The organism is Saccharobesus litoralis, assembly GCF_003063625.1.
GTDB classification, from domain to species: Bacteria; Pseudomonadota; Gammaproteobacteria; order Enterobacterales; family Alteromonadaceae; genus Saccharobesus; species Saccharobesus litoralis.
The window spans coordinates 5,299,199-5,318,284 of sequence record NZ_CP026604.1 but is presented as its reverse complement, the minus strand read 5'-3'; the positions used below and the strand labels follow the sequence as shown (position 1 = coordinate 5,318,284).

Annotated in this window: 16 protein-coding genes, 2 tRNA genes and 3 rRNA genes; 20 read left to right on the top strand and 1 reads right to left on the bottom strand. The window is 42.8% G+C overall.

The window, feature by feature from the left end; genetic code table 11:
* Window positions 1-10: 10 nt before the first annotated feature.
* The 13 genes from rpmJ (at window position 11) to C2869_RS20165 (ending at window position 11,043) form a co-directional block, all read left to right on the top strand.
* Entirely contained in the window at window positions 11-127 is a 117-nt protein-coding gene (gene rpmJ, locus C2869_RS20225; RefSeq protein WP_012519217.1) for a 50S ribosomal protein L36, read from the top strand.
* A gap of 126 nt (window positions 128-253) precedes the next feature.
* Window positions 254-610: a 30S ribosomal protein S13 gene (gene rpsM / locus C2869_RS20220; RefSeq protein ID WP_108604631.1), complete on the top strand. Its 357-nt coding sequence runs from the start codon at window positions 254-256 to the stop codon at window positions 608-610.
* 12 nt (window positions 611-622) lie between these two features.
* Complete coding sequence (rpsK, locus tag C2869_RS20215) at window positions 623-1,015, top strand: 30S ribosomal protein S11 (RefSeq protein ID WP_108604630.1); 393 nt, start codon at window positions 623-625, stop codon at window positions 1,013-1,015.
* A gap of 29 nt (window positions 1,016-1,044) precedes the next feature.
* Window positions 1,045-1,665: a 30S ribosomal protein S4 gene (rpsD, locus tag C2869_RS20210; RefSeq protein WP_108604629.1), complete on the top strand. Its 621-nt coding sequence runs from the start codon at window positions 1,045-1,047 to the stop codon at window positions 1,663-1,665.
* A gap of 24 nt (window positions 1,666-1,689) precedes the next feature.
* The gene (locus tag C2869_RS20205) at window positions 1,690-2,679 is read left to right on the top strand and encodes a DNA-directed RNA polymerase subunit alpha (RefSeq protein WP_108604628.1); all 990 of its coding nucleotides are present in this window, start codon (window positions 1,690-1,692) and stop codon (window positions 2,677-2,679) included.
* A 36-nt stretch (window positions 2,680-2,715) separates the two neighbouring features.
* Window positions 2,716-3,120, top strand: a complete 405-nt coding sequence (gene rplQ / locus C2869_RS20200) for a 50S ribosomal protein L17 (protein ID WP_108604627.1) — start codon at window positions 2,716-2,718, stop codon at window positions 3,118-3,120.
* A 915-nt stretch (window positions 3,121-4,035) separates the two neighbouring features.
* A 16S ribosomal RNA gene (locus tag C2869_RS20195) occupies window positions 4,036-5,565 on the top strand.
* Between the two features lie 97 nt (window positions 5,566-5,662).
* A tRNA-Ile gene (locus tag C2869_RS20190) sits at window positions 5,663-5,739 on the top strand.
* Between the two features lie 139 nt (window positions 5,740-5,878).
* A tRNA-Ala gene (locus tag C2869_RS20185) sits at window positions 5,879-5,954 on the top strand.
* 308 nt (window positions 5,955-6,262) lie between these two features.
* Window positions 6,263-9,135: ribosomal RNA gene (locus tag C2869_RS20180) — 23S ribosomal RNA — on the top strand.
* Window positions 9,136-9,282: 147 nt separating this feature from the next.
* Window positions 9,283-9,397 (top strand): 5S ribosomal RNA (gene rrf / locus C2869_RS20175).
* The 16S, 23S and 5S rRNA genes sit together here with 2 tRNA genes alongside, the layout of an rRNA operon.
* A 249-nt stretch (window positions 9,398-9,646) precedes the next feature.
* Window positions 9,647-10,588: an SPFH domain-containing protein gene (locus C2869_RS20170; protein ID WP_108604626.1), complete on the top strand. Its 942-nt coding sequence runs from the start codon at window positions 9,647-9,649 to the stop codon at window positions 10,586-10,588.
* Window positions 10,588-11,043 (top strand): NfeD family protein, encoded by a 456-nt coding sequence (locus tag C2869_RS20165; RefSeq protein WP_108604625.1) that lies wholly within the window; start codon window positions 10,588-10,590, stop codon window positions 11,041-11,043. The genes C2869_RS20170 and C2869_RS20165 overlap by 1 nt, the downstream gene beginning before the upstream one ends.
* Here C2869_RS20165 and C2869_RS20160 read toward each other — a convergent pair.
* Complete coding sequence (locus C2869_RS20160; protein ID WP_108604624.1) at window positions 11,040-11,600, bottom strand: 1,2-dihydroxy-3-keto-5-methylthiopentene dioxygenase; 561 nt, start codon at window positions 11,598-11,600, stop codon at window positions 11,040-11,042. The genes C2869_RS20165 and C2869_RS20160 overlap by 4 nt on opposite strands.
* A 229-nt stretch (window positions 11,601-11,829) precedes the next feature.
* Here C2869_RS20160 and C2869_RS20155 point away from each other — a divergent pair, with 229 nt between their 5' ends.
* From C2869_RS20155 to ruvB, 7 genes are all read left to right on the top strand, one after another.
* Window positions 11,830-13,446 carry an IS1634 family transposase gene (locus C2869_RS20155; protein WP_159083991.1) on the top strand — a complete coding sequence of 539 codons (1,617 nt, stop codon included), beginning with the start codon at window positions 11,830-11,832 and terminating at the stop codon, window positions 13,444-13,446.
* A gap of 483 nt (window positions 13,447-13,929) precedes the next feature.
* Complete coding sequence (locus tag C2869_RS20150) at window positions 13,930-14,400, top strand: chemotaxis protein CheX (RefSeq protein WP_108604623.1); 471 nt, start codon at window positions 13,930-13,932, stop codon at window positions 14,398-14,400.
* A gap of 6 nt (window positions 14,401-14,406) precedes the next feature.
* Entirely contained in the window at window positions 14,407-14,835 is a 429-nt protein-coding gene (locus C2869_RS20145; protein ID WP_108604622.1) for a secondary thiamine-phosphate synthase enzyme YjbQ, read from the top strand.
* A gap of 128 nt (window positions 14,836-14,963) precedes the next feature.
* Complete coding sequence (gene aspS / locus C2869_RS20140) at window positions 14,964-16,739, top strand: aspartate--tRNA ligase (protein WP_108604621.1); 1,776 nt, start codon at window positions 14,964-14,966, stop codon at window positions 16,737-16,739.
* A gap of 12 nt (window positions 16,740-16,751) precedes the next feature.
* Window positions 16,752-17,276 carry a crossover junction endodeoxyribonuclease RuvC gene (ruvC, locus tag C2869_RS20135; protein ID WP_108604620.1) on the top strand — a complete coding sequence of 175 codons (525 nt, stop codon included), beginning with the start codon at window positions 16,752-16,754 and terminating at the stop codon, window positions 17,274-17,276.
* Window positions 17,277-17,283: 7 nt separating this feature from the next.
* On the top strand, window positions 17,284-17,901 hold the full coding sequence (ruvA, locus tag C2869_RS20130) for a Holliday junction branch migration protein RuvA (protein ID WP_108604619.1): 618 nt from the start codon (window positions 17,284-17,286) through the stop codon (window positions 17,899-17,901).
* Between the two features lie 30 nt (window positions 17,902-17,931).
* A complete protein-coding gene (gene ruvB / locus C2869_RS20125; RefSeq protein WP_108604618.1) occupies window positions 17,932-18,933 on the top strand; it encodes a Holliday junction branch migration DNA helicase RuvB in 1,002 nt (333 codons plus the stop codon).
* Window positions 18,934-19,086: the final 153 nt, after the last annotated feature.

Genomic DNA, 19,086 nt, shown 5'->3' with positions numbered 1-19,086 from the left:
AGACTTTAAAATGAAAGTTCGTGCATCTGTAAAGAAAATTTGCCGTAACTGCAAAGTCATCAAAAGAAATGGTGTTGTACGTGTGATCTGTTCATCAGATCCTAAACACAAACAACGTCAAGGTTAATTCAAGTTGAAAGTCGAAACTATTTTGCAATAATTTCGACTTTCATTTGAAATACACATTCGGTTCGAGTATCCTCACGGGCTTTTCGCGCCGAGAAAGATTAATTTTAGATATAGGAGTGGCATAGTGGCCCGTATCGCTGGCATTAACATTCCTCTACACAAGCATACTGTTATTGGTTTAACAGCTATCTACGGTATCGGTAAAACTCGCTCACAAGCTATTTGTGCAGCTGCCGGTATTGCTGAGACTACCAAGATCAAAGATCTTGATGAAGCTCAGTTAGATCTGCTTCGTGAAGAGGTTGGTAAGTTTACCGTTGAAGGTGACTTACGTCGTGAAATCTCAATGAACATTAAACGTTTGATGGACCTAGGTTGTTTCCGTGGTATCCGTCACCGTCGCAGCTTGCCTGTTCGCGGTCAAAGAACGAAGACTAACGCGCGTACGCGTAAAGGTCCTCGTAAACCTATTAAGAAGTAGGAGAAGTGAATAATGGCTAAAGCTCCAGTTCGTAGCACGCGTAAACGTGCAAAAAGACAAGTAGCAGACGGTATGGCTCATATCCACGCTTCTTTTAACAATACAATCGTAACTATTACCGATCGTCAAGGTAACGCGTTATCTTGGGCTACTGCAGGTGGTTCAGGTTTCCGTGGTTCTCGTAAGTCGACTCCGTTCGCTGCACAGGTTGCTGCTGAGCGTGCAGGTACTGCTGCACAAGAGTACGGTCTTAAAAACCTTGAAGTTTTTGTTAATGGTCCTGGACCAGGTCGTGAATCAGCGATCCGTGCATTAAATGCAACAGGTTACAAGATCACTAACATTACTGACGTGACGCCAATCCCACATAATGGTTGTCGTCCACCGAAGAAACGTCGCGTTTAATATAGTTCCTCTAGTACTGGAGAAAGAAGATGGCAAGATATTTAGGGCCAAAGCTTAAGCTCAGTCGTCGTGAAGGAACTGATTTGTTCTTGAAAAGCGGCGTTCGAGCAATCGACTCGAAATGTAATATCGAATCAGCACCTGGTCAACATGGTGCACGTCGTGGTCGTTTATCTGACTACGGCTTACAGTTACGTGAAAAGCAAAAAGTACGTCGTATGTACGGTGTATTAGAAAAGCAATTCCGTAACTACTATAAAGAAGCAGCTCGTCTACAAGGTAACACAGGTGAAAATCTACTTACTTTGTTAGAAACTCGTTTAGATAACGTAGTTTATCGTATGGGTTATGCTTCAACTCGTGCTGAAGCACGTCAGCTTGTTAGCCATAAGGCTATCGTTGTTAACGGCCAAGTGGTAAACATTCCATCTTATGTTGTTAAAGCTGATGATGTTGTTTCAGTTCGTGAAAAAGCGAAAAAACAAGCACGTATCCAGTCAGCTCTTGAAATTGCAGAGCAACGCGAGAAGCCGACATGGGTAGAAGTTGATGCAGATAAGAAAGAAGGTACTTTCAAGCGTCTTCCTGAAAGAAGCGATTTGTCTGCAGACATTAATGAACAGCTAATTGTAGAGCTTTACTCTAAGTAAGCGTAATTTAACAGAGAGGAAACGATGCAGGGTTCTGTTACTGAGTTCCTTAAACCAAGAATGGTTGATATAGAATCTCTTGGTCCATATCGTGCAAAAGTTACATTAGAGCCGATGGAACGAGGCTTCGGTCACACGTTAGGTAATGCGTTACGTCGCATTTTATTGTCTTCAATGCCTGGTGTTGCTGTAACTGAAGTAGAGATTGACGGCGTACTTCATGAATATTCTAGTAAAGAAGGTATTCAAGAAGACGTAATCGAAATTTTGCTTAATTTAAAAGGCTTAGCCGTTAACCTTGAAGGTAAAGACGAAGCTATGCTGACTTTAACTAAGCAAGGTGCTGGCCCTGTGACTGCAGCGGACATCACTCATGACGGTGATGTAGAGATCAAAAATCCTGAGCACGTTATTTGTACTTTAACTGGCGATGCAGAAGTTAGCATGCGCATTAAAGTTGAACGTGGTCGTGGTTATGTTCCTGCTTCAGTGCGTCGTTCCTCAGAGGAAGATGATCGTCCTATTGGTCGCTTGTTAGTTGATGCATCTTATAGCCCGGTTGAACGTATTTCGTACAATGTTGATTCTGCTCGTGTAGAACAGCGCACTGACTTAGATAAGTTAGTAATCGACATGGAAACAAATGGTACGCTTGACCCTGAAGAGGCAATTCGTCGTTCTGCGACTATACTAGCTGAACAGCTAGACGCATTCGTTGAACTACGTGATGTATCTGAACCTGAACAGAAAGAAGAGAAACCAGAGTTCGATCCTATTCTGTTGCGTCCAGTTGATGATCTCGAGCTTACAGTTCGTTCAGCAAACTGCTTGAAAGCAGAACAAGTACAATATATTGGTGACTTAGTTCAACGTACAGAAGTTGAATTACTTAAGACTCCAAACCTTGGTAAGAAATCACTTACTGAGATTAAAGACGTACTAGCTTCTCGCGGTTTGTCATTAGGTATGCGATTAGAAAACTGGCCACCAGCCAGTATCGCTGAGAAAGATTAATCTTCGTACCTGAAATAGTGGTAGAAGGAAAGCATTATGCGTCATCGTAATAGTGGCCGTCAGCTGAATCGTAACAGCAGTCATCGCCAGGCAATGTTTCGCAACATGGCTAGCTCTTTAGTTAAGCATGAAGTGATAAAAACAACTTTGCCTAAAGCGAAAGAATTGCGTCGTGTTATCGAGCCGTTGATCACTTTGGCCAAAAGCGACAGTGTTGCAAATCGCCGTTTAGCGTTTGCACGTACACAAGATAAAGAAGTTGTAGGTAAATTGTTTGCTGATCTTGGTCCTCGTTACCAAGAACGCCCAGGTGGTTACACTCGAATCTTAAAGTGCGGATTCCGCGCTGGTGACAACGCTCCAATGGCATACATTGAGCTAGTCGACCGTCCTGTAGTTGAGGACGAAGCTGAAGTAGAAGAACAAGCTACTGAAGAATAAAGAAAGGGCCTTAGGGCCCTTTTTGTTTTGTGTTAATAAATCTACCTTGTAATTACTTTTCCACATAAAAATTTTCAATTTAAACCTATCAGATCTCATACTTAGAGTCGTTTTTCCAATAGATATTTTTCTTAGCTAAAAATTTTTCATTTTTAGTTTTTGTCAAAAAAATCCTATTTACTAAAACATTTTAGTCTTCGCGCTTATATCTGCTTAATTTATAGAATTGTATATAGTCGTTTTATTAAAACTAAAACCATGCCTTTGATATGGATATTTATTATTCTGTGGTATGAGAGCACAACAGTGAATTAGTGCTAGTTATATTAATGGAATAGTCATTACTTGGTTCAGTAAATATAGCTTATACGGATTGTATTAAAATCTTAGTGAATTGAAATGAAACATCAGCTAAGTATTACATGCATATTCACCAGAGCATATGGCTTATAAATGTAAAAAACACCAAATAATATACACGATCTGTCTATATTTTATACGATAAGGTTTTTTTGTTATTTTTATTAAAAAATTTGTTGACGCCAGACTTATCATCCCTATAATGCGCGCCACAACGACGGGGCAGCAAACAAACGGTTTTACCAAGTTTCGCTACCAAGCTTTAAAAAAGCAACGTCGAAAACGATGTCAAAAAAGTTTAAAACTGTTGTTGACATCAAAGAGGTTTAGCGTAGAATGCGCGCCTCACTTCAGGGCGCTGGTCTTGAAGTAAGCACTTTAAAAGTGCAGTTCTTTAACAATTTGGTAGCTTACTTATCTGTGTGGGCACTCGTAAATATTCAGGTATAAAAAATTACTTGATGAAGAATGAGTGACTTATACAGTCTTAAAACTTGCTTCAACGACTTTGGTTGTTGAGTAAAAAATCAGAATTCATTGAGACCCAGATTTACTTTTTTGAAGAGTTTGATCATGGCTCAGATTGAACGCTGGCGGCAGGCCTAACACATGCAAGTCGAGCGGTAACATTTCTAGCTTGCTAGAAGATGACGAGCGGCGGACGGGTGAGTAATGCTTGGGGATGTGCCTTAAGGTGGAGGATAACCATTGGAAACGATGGCTAATACTGCATAGTATCTACGGATTAAAGGGGGCTTTTAGCTCTCGCCTTAAGATCAACCCAAGTGGGATTAGCTTGTTGGTGAGGTAATGGCTCACCAAGGCGACGATCCCTAGCTGGTCTGAGAGGATGATCAGCCACACTGGAACTGAGACACGGTCCAGACTCCTACGGGAGGCAGCAGTGGGGAATATTGCACAATGGGGGAAACCCTGATGCAGCCATGCCGCGTGTGTGAAGAAGGCCTTAGGGTTGTAAAGCACTTTCAGTTGTGAGGAAAGTTGTGCGGTTAATACCCGTATGATGTGACGTTAGCAACAGAAGAAGCACCGGCTAACTCCGTGCCAGCAGCCGCGGTAATACGGAGGGTGCGAGCGTTAATCGGAATTACTGGGCGTAAAGCGAGCGTAGGCGGCTAGATAAGTTGGATGTGAAAAACCGGGGCTTAACCTCGGCCGTGCATTCAAAACTGTCTGGCTAGAGTCCTGTAGAGGGGGGTAGAATTTCAGGTGTAGCGGTGAAATGCGTAGAGATCTGAAGGAATACCAGTGGCGAAGGCGGCCCCCTGGACAGTGACTGACGCTGAGGTTCGAAAGCGTGGGTAGCGAACAGGATTAGATACCCTGGTAGTCCACGCCGTAAACGATGTCTACTAGCTGTTTGTGTTCTTGAAACGTGAGTGGCGCAGCTAACGCACTAAGTAGACCGCCTGGGGAGTACGGTCGCAAGATTAAAACTCAAATGAATTGACGGGGGCCCGCACAAGCGGTGGAGCATGTGGTTTAATTCGATGCAACGCGAAGAACCTTACCATCCCTTGACATCCTACGAAATTAGCAGAGATGCTTTTGTGCCTTCGGGAGCGTAGAGACAGGTGCTGCATGGCTGTCGTCAGCTCGTGTTGTGAAATGTTGGGTTAAGTCCCGCAACGAGCGCAACCCTTATCCTTAGTTGCCAGCGATTAGGTCGGGAACTCTAAGGAGACTGCCGGTGACAAACCGGAGGAAGGTGGGGACGACGTCAAGTCATCATGGCCCTTACGGGATGGGCTACACACGTGCTACAATGGACGGTACAGAGGGCGGCGAGCCAGCGATGGTTAGCGAATCCCTTAAAGCCGTTCGTAGTCCGGATTGGGGTCTGCAACTCGACCCCATGAAGTCGGAATCGCTAGTAATCGCAGATCAGAATGCTGCGGTGAATACGTTCCCGGGCCTTGTACACACCGCCCGTCACACCATGGGAGTGGGCTGCACCAGAAGTGGATAGCTTAATAATGGGCGTTCACCACGGTGTGGTTCATGACTGGGGTGAAGTCGTAACAAGGTAGCCCTAGGGGAACCTGGGGCTGGATCACCTCCTTACCTAAGACTTGAAATTTACTGAGTGTTCACACAGATAAGAAGTTACCAAAGTGGTTGAAGAGAGAGTCATTCGGCTGAGTGCCGAGGCTAAAGATTTAGGTCTGTAGCTCAGCTGGTTAGAGCGCACCCCTGATAAGGGTGAGGTCGGCAGTTCAAGTCTGCCCAGACCTACCAAATTTCACTTGATACTTCATTATTTTGTTACTCGTTTAGCAGGCTAAACGTAGCAATAAAATGCCTTGTCCCAAATGAAATTACAATCTTAAGCAAATGACTCGCAACTGTTTTTAGATAGTTAATCTATCGGGAAAATGGGGCTATAGCTCAGCTGGGAGAGCGCCTGCCTTGCACGCAGGAGGTCAGCAGTTCGATCCTGCTTAGCTCCACCAACTCCTTTCTTAGGGATTGGTCATGGAAATAAAAACACATTAACTCTACACAAGAAACCAAACCTAATCGATTGATAGGTTCAGTAATGAATTTACCTCGTTTGATTATGTTTGGTTTTTTATTGTCGATTTTTCATTGTGAAGGTCGATATCTTACGAAAGTAAGCAACCAAATGTTCTTTAACAATTAGGCAAAAGTAATAAGTTCATCCATATAGTGAATTTAGTATTCAAAATTTAATAGGCGCGTGAAAGTGTCATTTTGATTTATACGATTTGAATAATCGAAAGGTTATTTCGGGTTGTATGGTTAAGTGACTAAGCGTACACGGTGGATGCCTTGGCAGTTAGAGGCGATGAAGGACGTGTTAATCTGCGATAAGCCTGGACGAGTTGATAAAACGCGTTGAGTCCAGGATTTCCGAATGGGGCAACCCACTCTTAGGAGTATCTTGCACTGAATACATAGGTGTAAGAGGCGAACCCGGAGAACTGAAACATCTAAGTACCCGGAGGAAAAGAAATCAATTGAGATACCCTTAGTAGCGGCGAGCGAACGGGGTTCAGCCGAGATATTACACTTCAGCAGAACATTCTGGAAAGTTTGACCATAGTAGGTGATAGTCCTGTATGCGAAAAAGTGTAATGTCCATATTAAGTAGGTCGGGACACGTGATATCTTGACTGAAGATGGGGGGACCATCCTCCAAGGCTAAATACTCCTAACTGACCGATAGTGAACCAGTACCGTGAGGGAAAGGCGAAAAGAACCCCTGTGAGGGGAGTGAAATAGAACCTGAAACCGTGTACGTACAAGCAGTGGGAGCAACTTCGTGTTGTGACTGCGTACCTTTTGTATAATGGGTCAGCGACTTATATTCAGTAGCAAGGTTAACCGTTTAGGGGAGCCGTAGCGAAAGCGAGTGTTAACTGCGCGTTGAGTTGCTGGGTATAGACCCGAAACCCGGCGATCTACCCATGGGCAGGTTGAAGGTTGAGTAACATCAACTGGAGGACCGAACCCACTAACGTTGAAAAGTTAGGGGATGACCTGTGGGTCGGAGTGAAAGGCTAATCAAGCCGGGAGATAGCTGGTTCTCCCCGAAATCTATTTAGGTAGAGCCTCGGACGAATACCATTGGGGGTAGAGCACTGTTAAGGCTAGGGGGTCATCCCGACTTACCAACCCTTTGCAAACTCCGAATACCAATGAGTACTATCCGGGAGACACACGACGGGTGCTAACGTCCGCCGTGAAGAGGGCAACAACCCAGACCGCCAGCTAAGGTCCCAAAGTCATAGTTAAGTGGGAAACGATGTGGAAAGGCATAGACAGCCAGGAGGTTGGCTTAGAAGCAGCCACCCTTTAAAGAAAGCGTAATAGCTCACTGGTCGAGTCGGTCTGCGCGGAAGATGTAACGGGGCTAAACTATGCACCGAAGCTGCGGCTACATGCTTTGCATGTGGGGTAGGGGAGCGTTCTGTAAGCTGTTGAAGGTGAGTTGTAAAGCTTGCTGGAGGTATCAGAAGTGCGAATGCTGACATGAGTAACGATAATGGGGGTGAAAAACCTCCACGCCGAAAGACCAAGGTTTCCTATCCCATGCTAATCAGGGTAGGGTAAGCCGGCCCCTAAGGCGAGGCCGAATGGCGTAGTCGATGGGAAACGGGTTAATATTCCCGTGCTTGAATATATTGCGATGTGGGGACGGAGAAGGCTAATTCATCGTGGCGTTGGTAGTCCACGTGAAAGTATGTAGGCTGGAAAACTAGGCAAATCCGGTTTTCTAAGGCTGAGATACGAGACGAGACTCTACGGAGTTGAAGTGAATGATGCCATGCTTCCAGGAAAATCCGCTAAGCTTCAGATATATTCGAACCGTACTCCAAACCGACACAGGTGGTCAGGTAGAGAATACTAAGGCGCTTGAGAGAACTCGGGTGAAGGAACTAGGCAAAATAGTACCGTAACTTCGGGAGAAGGTACGCTGTTGTTTGTTAAGCCTTTACGGTGTAAGCGAACGACAGTCGCAGTGACCAGGTGGCTGGAACTGTTTATTAAAAACACAGCACTGTGCAAAATCGCAAGATGACGTATACGGTGTGACACCTGCCCGGTGCCGGAAGGTTAATTGATGGGGTTATCTTCGGAGAAGCTCTTGATCGAAGCCCCGGTAAACGGCGGCCGTAACTATAACGGTCCTAAGGTAGCGAAATTCCTTGTCGGGTAAGTTCCGACCTGCACGAATGGTGTAATCATGGCCACGCTGTCTCCACCCGAGACTCAGTGAAATTGAAATCGCAGTGAAGATGCTGTGTACCCGCGGCTAGACGGAAAGACCCCGTGAACCTTTACTACAGCTTGGCAGTGAACATTGAGCCTACATGTGTAGGATAGGTGGGAGGCTTTGAAGCAGTGTCGCCAGATATTGTGGAGCCATCCTTGAAATACCACCCTTGTATGTTTGATGTTCTAACCTCGTTCCCTGAATCGGGAATAGGGACACTGCCTGGTGGGTAGTTTGACTGGGGCGGTCTCCTCCCAAATAGTAACGGAGGAGCACGAAGGTTGACTAAGTACGGTCGGACATCGTACGGTTAGTGCAATGGCAGAAGTCAGCTTAACTGCGAGACAGACACGTCGAGCAGGTGCGAAAGCAGGTCATAGTGATCCGGTGGTTCTGAATGGAAGGGCCATCGCTCAACGGATAAAAGGTACTCCGGGGATAACAGGCTGATACCGCCCAAGAGTTCATATCGACGGCGGTGTTTGGCACCTCGATGTCGGCTCATCACATCCTGGGGCTGAAGTCGGTCCCAAGGGTATGGCTGTTCGCCATTTAAAGTGGTACGCGAGCTGGGTTTAGAACGTCGTGAGACAGTTCGGTCCCTATCTGCCGTGGGCGTTTGAGAATTGAGAGGGGCTGCTCCTAGTACGAGAGGACCGGAGTGGACGAACCTCTGGTGTTCCGGTTGTATTGCCAAGTGCACTGCCGGGTAGCTATGTTCGGAATCGATAACCGCTGAAAGCATCTAAGCGGGAAGCGAGCCTCGAGATGAGTTCTCACTGGACTTTAAGTCCCTAAAGGGTTGTTGGAGACTACAACGTTGATAGGCAGGGTGTGTAAGAGTTGTGAGGCTTTGAGCTAACCTGTACTAATTGCCCGTGAGGCTTAACCATACAACGCCGAAGTGGCTTTGTGTGAGATGACACTGAATAACACGAACTATTAAAAAATGAATTGACTAGATTCACTAGAAAATATAACGAACTTATTACGAGCCTAATTGGTATTTAACTCAAGAGTTGAATACATAACAGTTTATGCCTGACGGCGATAGCATTGCGGAACCACCTGACTCCATCTCGAACTCAGAAGTGAAACGCAATTGCGGCGATGGTAGTGTGGGAGGTCCCATGTGAGAGTAGCACACTGTCAGGCTCTTATTCGAAAAGAAGCCCTTAGCGTTAGCTAAGGGCTTTTTGCGTTATAGCCTTCAAAATATCCTTTCTATTTATTGTATTTGTTTAAATGTTTGCGATAGTTAACTTTAATTCAATTGCTATAAACCCAAAGACATAATATGTCAAAATTTATTGACATATTATGTCTTTGATTGTTATCTTGTCTAAACCTTAGTCAATTAGAGTTGTTGATTAAGCCAATCAAAGAAAATTAAAGGAGTAAGTAATGAACGAAATATTAGAATCAATTGCAATAGTACCCGTTGCGGCCATCATATTTGTGTTGGTAACACTAAAAGCATCTATTAAGTTTGTACCACAAAACCGCGCATGGATAATCGAGCGCTTCGGAAAATATCAATCAACTAAAGAAGCGGGACTAAATTTTATAATCCCTTTTTTAGATAAGGTTTCAGCTGATCGATCCTTAAAAGAACAAGCATTTGATGTACCTAGCCAAGCGGCTATTACCAAAGATAACATCTCCCTGACTGTCGATGGTGTACTTTATTTTCGAGTATTGGACCCGTACAAAGCAACATATGGTGTTGAAGATTATATCTTTGCTGTGACGCAATTGGCGCAAACAACCATGCGTTCAGAAATAGGTAAAATTGACTTAGATAAAACCTTTGAAGAAAGAGATTCTCTAAATGCACGCATTGTAACGGCTATCAATGAGGCTTCTGAAACTTGGGGTGTTGTTGTATTGAGATACGAGATAAAAGATATTACGCCTCCTAATTCCATCATGAATGCGATGGAATCACAAATGAAAGCAGAGCGAGAGAGAAGAGCTAAAATATTAGAATCAGAAGGGGAAAAACAAGCAGCAATTAATATTGCCGAAGGTGAAAAGCAAGCTCGTGTTTTAGCGGCAGAAGCAGAGAAACAAGAGCAAGTTTTAAATGCAGAAGGTGAAGCTAAAGCTATAGTGGCTGTTGCAGATGCACAAGCTCAAGCTCTTAAAGTTGTTGGTGAAGCTGCTGCGACTAGTGATGGACAAAAAGCAGTGGAACTAGACCTTGCTACTAAAGCTATTGCAGCTAAACAAGCGATTGCAAAAGAATCTAGTGTGGTTTTATTACCTGACAACTCAACAGAAGCTAGTTCTATCGTAGCTCAGGCGACCAGTATTATTAGTGCCCTACAAGGGAGTAAAGTTTAATGTTTGAGTTTATAAGCAGTCATGTACCTGAAACTTTGATTGCTGTTGGTATCATTCTTCTAACAATTGAAGTTGCGGTACTTGGTTTTGCCACTTTCATTTTGTTTTTCTTTGGTATTTCATTGTTAATAACTGGTGGTGCAGTTTGGTTAGGTGTATTACCAGACAGCTTGAGTGCTATCGCCCTGTCGAACGCTATTTTCACAAGTTGTTTGGCTTTATTGCTTTGGAAACCGTTAAAAAACATTCAAGATAAAGCAGACAATAAAATGGTAAAAAGCGACTTTACTGGGCTTAGATTTTTTGTAGCGGACGAAGTATCGTTAAACTCTAAAGCACAGCACAAACTATCAGGCATTCTTTGGACACTTAAAAGTCACGAAGTGATCCCTGCTGGCAAAGAAGTTGAAGTTATAAGAGCTGAAGTTGGAGTGCTTTGGGTTAAAGAAATTTAGCTTAGCTGCTTGTTGTCAATTTGATCTAGTGTTGGAAAGTGAGCAGCAATATCCGATCCCGTTGCTGATGCTATCCAACCTTTTTCATTCATAAAAAAACGGATCACCGAGAAATTAGGATTACTTCCCATGTCAAACCAGTGGGCTGTATCTTTGGGTATAGAAATTAAATCTCCCTTTTCACAAATGACTTGATATATATTACTACCGATATGCAGGCAGAATAATGCTCGACCGTCGACAAAAAAGCGCACTTCATCTTCATTGTGAGTGTGTTCAAACATGTATTTTGCTCTTAAATCCGCTTTGTTTGGCGTAGACTCGTCAACCGAGACAAGGTCACGACTTTTATACTTTGTTAACAAAGCTATGCTATTAATAACCGAGTCATGTGCTGTTAGAATGGCTTCTTTATTTTGACTTGTAACGGTACGCTGACTGTTATCTTTGAATACTATGTTGACTTTGGATAGGTGATTTGAAATTTCAACTTTATCCGTACTGTTAAATATAGCAAGTGCCGGTAGGGTGTCTTTATAAATAATAAGTTGGCTCATAAGCTTTATTGGTTTTAATGGCGATTATTATCGAGATGCTTTACATATAGCCCATCTTCCGTACTTTAATCTCAAATGTTGAAAATTTAGCAAGTCACTTTATTGTGCGAAATAGATCACAAGCATTGAAGTAAAAGATCACCCTTATTCACGCTACAGATCACACAGTATTTCAAACAGCTTCGCTAAGATAACAATATCCTTGTCATTATATTTATCAGATCCATTAATGCCCCAAATCAAACAAGTCTCTATTCAATCTATGGATCACCTTGGTTTAGTCGCTGCGTTATTGAAAAAGTACAAAATTGCACAGCGAATTGACCTGATGCTGCCGATTAAATTGGATAAACGAACCAAGTCTACGTATGGGCAGCGGATCTGCGCGCTAATCCTGAATGGTCTTGGGTTCACCAATGCGACTTTGTATATGACCCCAGACTTTTTTAAAGACAAACCGATAGAGGCATTGATAGCGCCAGGGCTTTGTGCCGATGATATGAATGAGGATGCGCTGGGTCGATGTCTTGATAAACTGAATCAACACGGGACGACACGTTTATTTAGTCAGTTAGCTTTTGAAATTATTCAAGAGCATGGCTTATTAAGCACCAGCCATCATTTAGATAGCACCAGCTTAGCCTTATTCGGTGAATACAATGGTGATTGGAAGCATGCCCCAATACCTAAACAAGGGTATTCCAAAGACCATCGCCCCGACTTGAAACAAGTGGTTGTTAATCTCATTACCAACGGCCCAGCAGGACTTCCGATTTATTATGAAAGTTATGACGGTAATGCAGCAGACAAAACGATATTTCATGACAGCATTGCTTATATGCGTAACTTCATTGAAGAACTCAATAATAGCGAAGACATGTTATGGGTAGCTGATTCAGCGCTGTACAACACGAATAAGCTTCAAAATGCCAACGTGAATTGGCTGACACGCGTGCCAGCCACCTTAAACATAGTTAAGCAAAATAGTGCGAAAAGCGATGATGCTTTTGAATGGTGCGAATTAGATAACGGTTATCGTTACGCCAAAATTAACGATGAAGACAAAGACAGCCCGAATGAAAACTGGGTGCTATACAGCTCTGAGCAAGGTAAAGCTCGCCAACTGAAAACATTGGAAAAGAAAATCGATAACGCACATCAAGCATTAACTCGCGCATTGAAAAAAGTATCAGGGACATTGTATGCGTGTGAGCATGACGCGAGACAGGCACTTAAAAATACCGCTAAAAAAGCGAAGTATCACCAAGTTGTTGAACGCGAAATAGAGGCTCAATGGGGATACGAAAAACGAGGAAGACCGAAGCCAGAAGATAAAAAACTCAAAGGTTACCGGGTCATAGCAGACATTGTAGAAAACGCAGAAGCCATAGCCCAAGCGAAGCACCCACTTGGTCGATTCGTCTTAGCCACAAATAAAACGAGTTTAACACCCGCGCAAATGCTTAAGGAATACAAGCAACAATCTCAAGTTGAAAATGGTTTCAGGTTCATGAAAGACAAATCCTTTCAAAGCAATCGCATTTACCTGCAAAACCCACAACGGATAGACGCATTACTGATGGTCATGAGTTTATCGTTGCTGGTTTACAACTTAGGTCAATACGAATTGAGAGCGAGATTAACAAAAGAAGACGAAACCTTGCCCAATCAGTTAGGGCACCCCACGCAATCGCCTACATTACGCTGGGTCTTTCAAATGCTGCGAGGGATAAGTTATGTTGATTTAGGAACACAAGGCATTGGGGTCGCGAATATCAGTGAAAGAGAAGAGAAAATCATTCGCTTATTTGGCAAAGAAGCTTTAGATATATATCAACTGAGCTAGCCATCACTTGAAGAAAAATACACTGCTATGCGGTGGCATTTGTCGTGCGCGTAAAACAGGATAAGCTTATCGAACAAACAGATCTACTTAAAAATTTAGGGCCGCAACCACACAAAATATCCTGTATCTATAATTAAGTGCGGAAGATCGGATATAGGCAATTATATAGTCTTTAATTGTTATGAAGAATAAGTAAGTTTTGCACATCGCTATAGTCTATTTCTTAATTGATTATAAATTGAACTGTGTTTGTCAATGTGGCTTAGTTAATGGTTGATAATTAACCGGTTGATTATTGATTTTAAATAGGCGTTTAAGTACATATTTAATAAGCAAGCTTCTGATTTTTAAATGGAATTTTAATATGTAAGGTGTAAAAAACTCATTTAAATCAGTTTTGCAACATTGAACTATCGCTCGATGCGGTTTACATTAAGAGAATCTTTCAGGAAAAGTCATCTAACAAGGCTTTTAGGAATAGTCATGAACGTAGAATTTGTTAATCCATTTTTGTCTTCCCTGCTTAATGTTTTAAGTACGATGGCAATGGTGGAGTTAAAGCCAGGTAAGCCGAGAGTAAAAAAAGACGAAGTGGCTCGCGGTGATGTATCTGGTTTAATTGGAATGGTCGGCCCGCAAACAAAAGGCTCTTTTTCTATTTCATTTGATGAGGGCCTTGCCTTAGATATTATGGCGCGAATGTTGGGAGAACGCCCCGATTCAATCAACGAAGAAGTCACCGATATGGTTGGTGAGATCACTAACATGGTTACCGGTGGAGCCAAAAAACTGTTAGGTGAAAAAGGCTATGAGTTTGATATGGCTACACCCATGGTTGTCTCTGGTAAAGGGCATACAATAGGGCATAAGACAGAGGGTGCAATTGTATTGATGCCTTTTGAAGGTGAAGCGGGTAATGCTCATATTGAGATTTGCTTCGACAAAGATGCTTAACCCCATATGTGGCAACAGTTTAATATTCAGTTAAAACCACGCCAACGTGGTTTTCATTTAATTACAGACGAGATAGAACGTCAGTTACCACAACTAAGCGATTACCAGATTGGCATGGTGAATATATTTATTCGCCACACTTCTGCTAGCTTAACGCTTAATGAAAATGCTGACCCCACAGTTCGTTTAGATATGGAAGCGCATTTTAATAAATTTGTGCCTGAAGATGCGCCATATTATAAACATACCTATGAGGGCAGTGATGACATGCCTGCTCATATTAAAGCAAGCACTTTAGGCGCTAGCATCGATGTACCAATCAGTGGTGGGCGTTTCGCACTGGGCACATGGCAGGGAATTTATTTAGGTGAACATCGAGATTATGGTGGTAGTCGAACCTTAGTTGTTACTATAAATGGCCAATTAAGATCGTAATTGGCTATAAAAGCATATTCATTCCTCACTGTTTTCCTTTTTCGCTTTGCTTTATAATCCTCGCAATTTTTTGCCGCGCTTATTTCAGACGCGGTATATAGTCAATTTTTCACAGGAATTACACATTCATGCGTAGTCATTATTGTGGCGACATCAATGAGTCGCTAGTTGGTCAGGAAGTTAAACTCTGTGGTTGGGTTAACCGCCGTCGTGATTTAGGTGGCTTAATCTTTCTTGATATGCGTGATCGCCAAGGTATTCTGCAAGTGGTGATCGATCCAGATTTTGAAGAGTTATTTGCAACGGCTAACCAATTGCGCCATGAGTTTTGTATTCAGGTAACAGGTACTGTCCGCGCTCGTCCAGATAGTCAAATTAACAAAGATATGGCAACAGGAGCAGTTGAGTTACTTGCTAACGATCTTGTTATTTTAAATAGTTCAGCACCATTGCCATTAAACATGGACGGTCATTTAAATAATTCTGAAGAACAACGACTTAAATATCGTTATTTAGATTTACGTCGTCCTGAAATGTCTGAACGAATGAAATTTCGTGCGCAAGTAACCAGCGCTGTTCGTCGCTTCATGGATGACAATGGTTTCCTCGATGTTGAAACACCGATCCTAACTAAAGCGACACCTGAAGGCGCTCGAGATTATTTAGTGCCTAGCCGCACACATAAAGGCCAGTTTTTTGCTTTACCGCAATCACCTCAATTGTTTAAGCAATTGTTGATGATGTCTGGCTTGGATCGCTATTACCAAATCGTTAAATGTTTCCGTGATGAAGATTTACGCGCCGATCGTCAACCAGAATTTACCCAGATAGATATCGAAACATCATTTATGTCGGCAGACGAAGTGATGGCAATCACTGAACAAATGATCCGTGGAATTTTCCAAGATTTGCTAAGTGTTGATTTAGGCGAATTCCCACGTATGACTTATGCTGAAGCTATGACTCGTTTTGGTAGTGATAAGCCTGATTTACGTAACCCATTAGAAATTGTTGATGTTGCTGATCTACTAAAAGACGTTGAGTTTAAAGTTTTTGCCGGTCCAGCTAATGATGCTAAAGGCCGTGTAGCTGTCATCAAAGTACCAAATGCAGCGGATAAATTTTCACGTAAAGGGATTGATGAACTAACTAAATTTGTCGGTATTTATGGCGCCAAAGGCTTAGCCTATATTAAAGTCAATGATGCTGCGGCGGGTTACGACGGATTACAATCACCAATCTTGAAATTCCTACCTGAAGAAACGGCGCTAGCTATTACATCTCGTGTGGAAGCAGAGTCTGGTGATATAATTTTCTTCGGTTCTGATTCATACAATGTAGTAACCGAAGCATTAGGTGCTTTACGCCTTAAATTGGGTGAAGATCTAGGGTTAACAACTGACGAGTGGAAACCGCTTTGGGTTGTAGACTTCCCAATGTTTGAAGAAATTGAAGGTGGTTTAACACCGCTTCATCATCCATTTACAGCGCCAGTTGGTGTAACAGCAGAAGAGCTGAAGGCGAACCCTGCTGAAGCTTTGTCTAATGCTTACGATATGGTATTAAATGGTGTTGAGTTAGGTGGCGGTTCCGTTCGTATTCATGAACAAGATATGCAAGCTGTCGTGTTCGATGTATTGGGGATTGAAAAAGACGAAGCTGAAGAAAAATTTGGTTTCTTACTTGAAGCATTAAAATTTGGTGCTCCTCCACATGCTGGTTTAGCGTTTGGCTTAGATCGCTTGGTTATGTTAATGACAGGCGCAACTTCGATCCGTGACGTTATGGCATTCCCGAAAACAACGACGGCTGCTTGTCCGTTAACTGATGCCCCAGGATTTGCTAACCCAGCTCAGCTAAAAGAGTTAGGCGTGCAAATCGTAAGCAATGAAGATAAAGAATAATTAGGTTTTATTTTGCCTGTTATTCTCGGCATAGACCCCGGCTCTCGTTTAACTGGATACGGGGTTGTTCGCCAGCTAGGGCATAAATTTGAATACTTAGGTAGCGGTTGTATTCGCCTTGGTGACGCTGCCTTGCCCGAGCGTTTAAAGCAAATCCATCAAGGTATCACAGAGATCATACGCCAGTTTAAGCCAGACGAATTTGCTATAGAGCAAGTCTTTGTCGCGCATAATGCTGATTCAGCTTTAAAACTGGGACAAGCACGAGGTGCTGCTATTGTTGCTGCTATGTTGGCTGATTTACCCGTTTCTGAATATTCCGCACGGCAAATAAAGCAGGCTGTTGTTGGTAAAGGGAATGCGGCTAAAAGCCAAGTGCAACACATGGTACAAAGCATTCTCAATTTATCAAAAATGCCACAAGCCGATGCAGCAGATGCACTTGCTATAGCAATGTGCCATGGTCATACTCACCAAAGTTTAATTAGCATGGCTGGACAAGCAAGTAAAACAGTGCGTGGGCGATTAAGAAGGTAGAGTTTTTGTGATAGTCAGGTTAACAGGAGTGGTGATAGAAAAAACACCACCACAATGTGTATTAGAGGTAAATGGTGTTGGCTATGAAGTGAATTTGCCAATGACTAGCTTCTATAATTTACCGCAAGACGATTCTGCGACAACACTTTTTATGCATCAAGTGTTCCGAGAAGACTCGCAAGCACTTTATGGTTTTCATGCCAAATTCGAACGTGATTTGTTCCGTGAATTATTAAAAGCAAATGGTGTAGGCCCTAAATTGGCGTTAGCCATATTGTCAGCCATGTCAGGTGAAGACTTTATTTGGGCGGTTAACCAAGCCGATATTAGTCGGATTGTAAAAGTCCCTGGCGTTGGTAAAAAAACGGCAGAACGTTTATTGCTAGAAATGTCTGATCGCTTGAAAAACTGGCGTGATATTCCAGCAACTCCAACAGCTGATAGTCAAGCTAGTAATATGGATATGGTGTTGGAACCCGCAACCAACCCAGTTAATGATGCGGTTGATGCGTTAATAGCCTTAGGTTATAAAGCGAATCAAGCTGAAACTACGGTTAAAAAAGTGGCTAAAGTTGGGATGACGAGTGAAGCCATAATTAAAGATGCCTTAAAAGCCATGCTTTAAGGCCTGAATAGCAATTAAAAAGTTACCAACATGATTGAAGCCGATAGAATTATTAGCGCTAGCGCCGACCGCGAAGATGACGCCGTTGATCGTGCGATACGCCCACAAAAGTTATCTGACTATACTGGGCAAACGCATGTTGTAGAGCAAATGTCGATTTATATCGAAGCCGCTCGTAAACGTGAAGATGCGTTAGATCATGTTCTAATTTTTGGTCCTCCGGGACTAGGTAAAACCACATTAGCTCGGATTTTAGCTAATGAAATGGGCGTCAATATTAAAACCACATCGGGACCCGTTTTAGAAAAAGCAGGCGATTTAGCTGCGCTGTTAACAAACCTTGAACCGAATGATGTGTTATTTATTGATGAAATTCATCGACTTAGCCCTATGGTTGAAGAGGTACTTTATCCAGCGATGGAAGATTATCAGTTGGATATCATGATAGGTGAAGGCCCAGCTGCACGCTCAATCAAACTGGATTTACCGCCATTCACTTTAATTGGCGCTACAACTCGAGCTGGCTCATTGACTTCTCCTTTGCGCGATCGTTTCGGTATCGTTCAGCGTCTTGAATTTTATAAAACGGAAGAGCTGCAAAAAATTGTTATGCGTTCAGCGAGTTTTCTAAATATGGATTTAGAAGAAAAGGGCGCGTTAGAAGTCGCTTGTCGTAGTAGAGGTACGCCGAGAATAGCCAATCGATTATTGCGACGTGTTCGTGATTATGCTGATGTGAAAGCAGACGGCAAGGCAGAACAAAAAGTCGCCGCCGCTGCCTTAGATATGCTCGAAGTAGATAATATGGGATTTGACTACATGGATAAAAAAATCCTAGATACGATTATCGATAAATTTGATGGTGGACCCGTGGGGCTGGACAATCTGGCTGCTGCAATAGGTGAGGATAAAGATACTATCGAAGATGTCATTGAACCTTATCTTATTCAGCAAGGGTTTATTCAGCGAACCCCAAGAGGGCGGATCGCGACGCCAAGAGTTTATCAACACTTTGGTATTAGCAAGGATTAGTCTTTGTCGTTATCGGATGTGTCGATAAACTCATCAAAAAAGTGCAAATCTAGTTGTTTTTCGTATAACTTTTGTTAACTTGCGCTAAACGGTATAAATTATTGCCGTTTAGCCTTGCGATTTCTTGCCAATCTCTTTATTTAACCGCCAGTT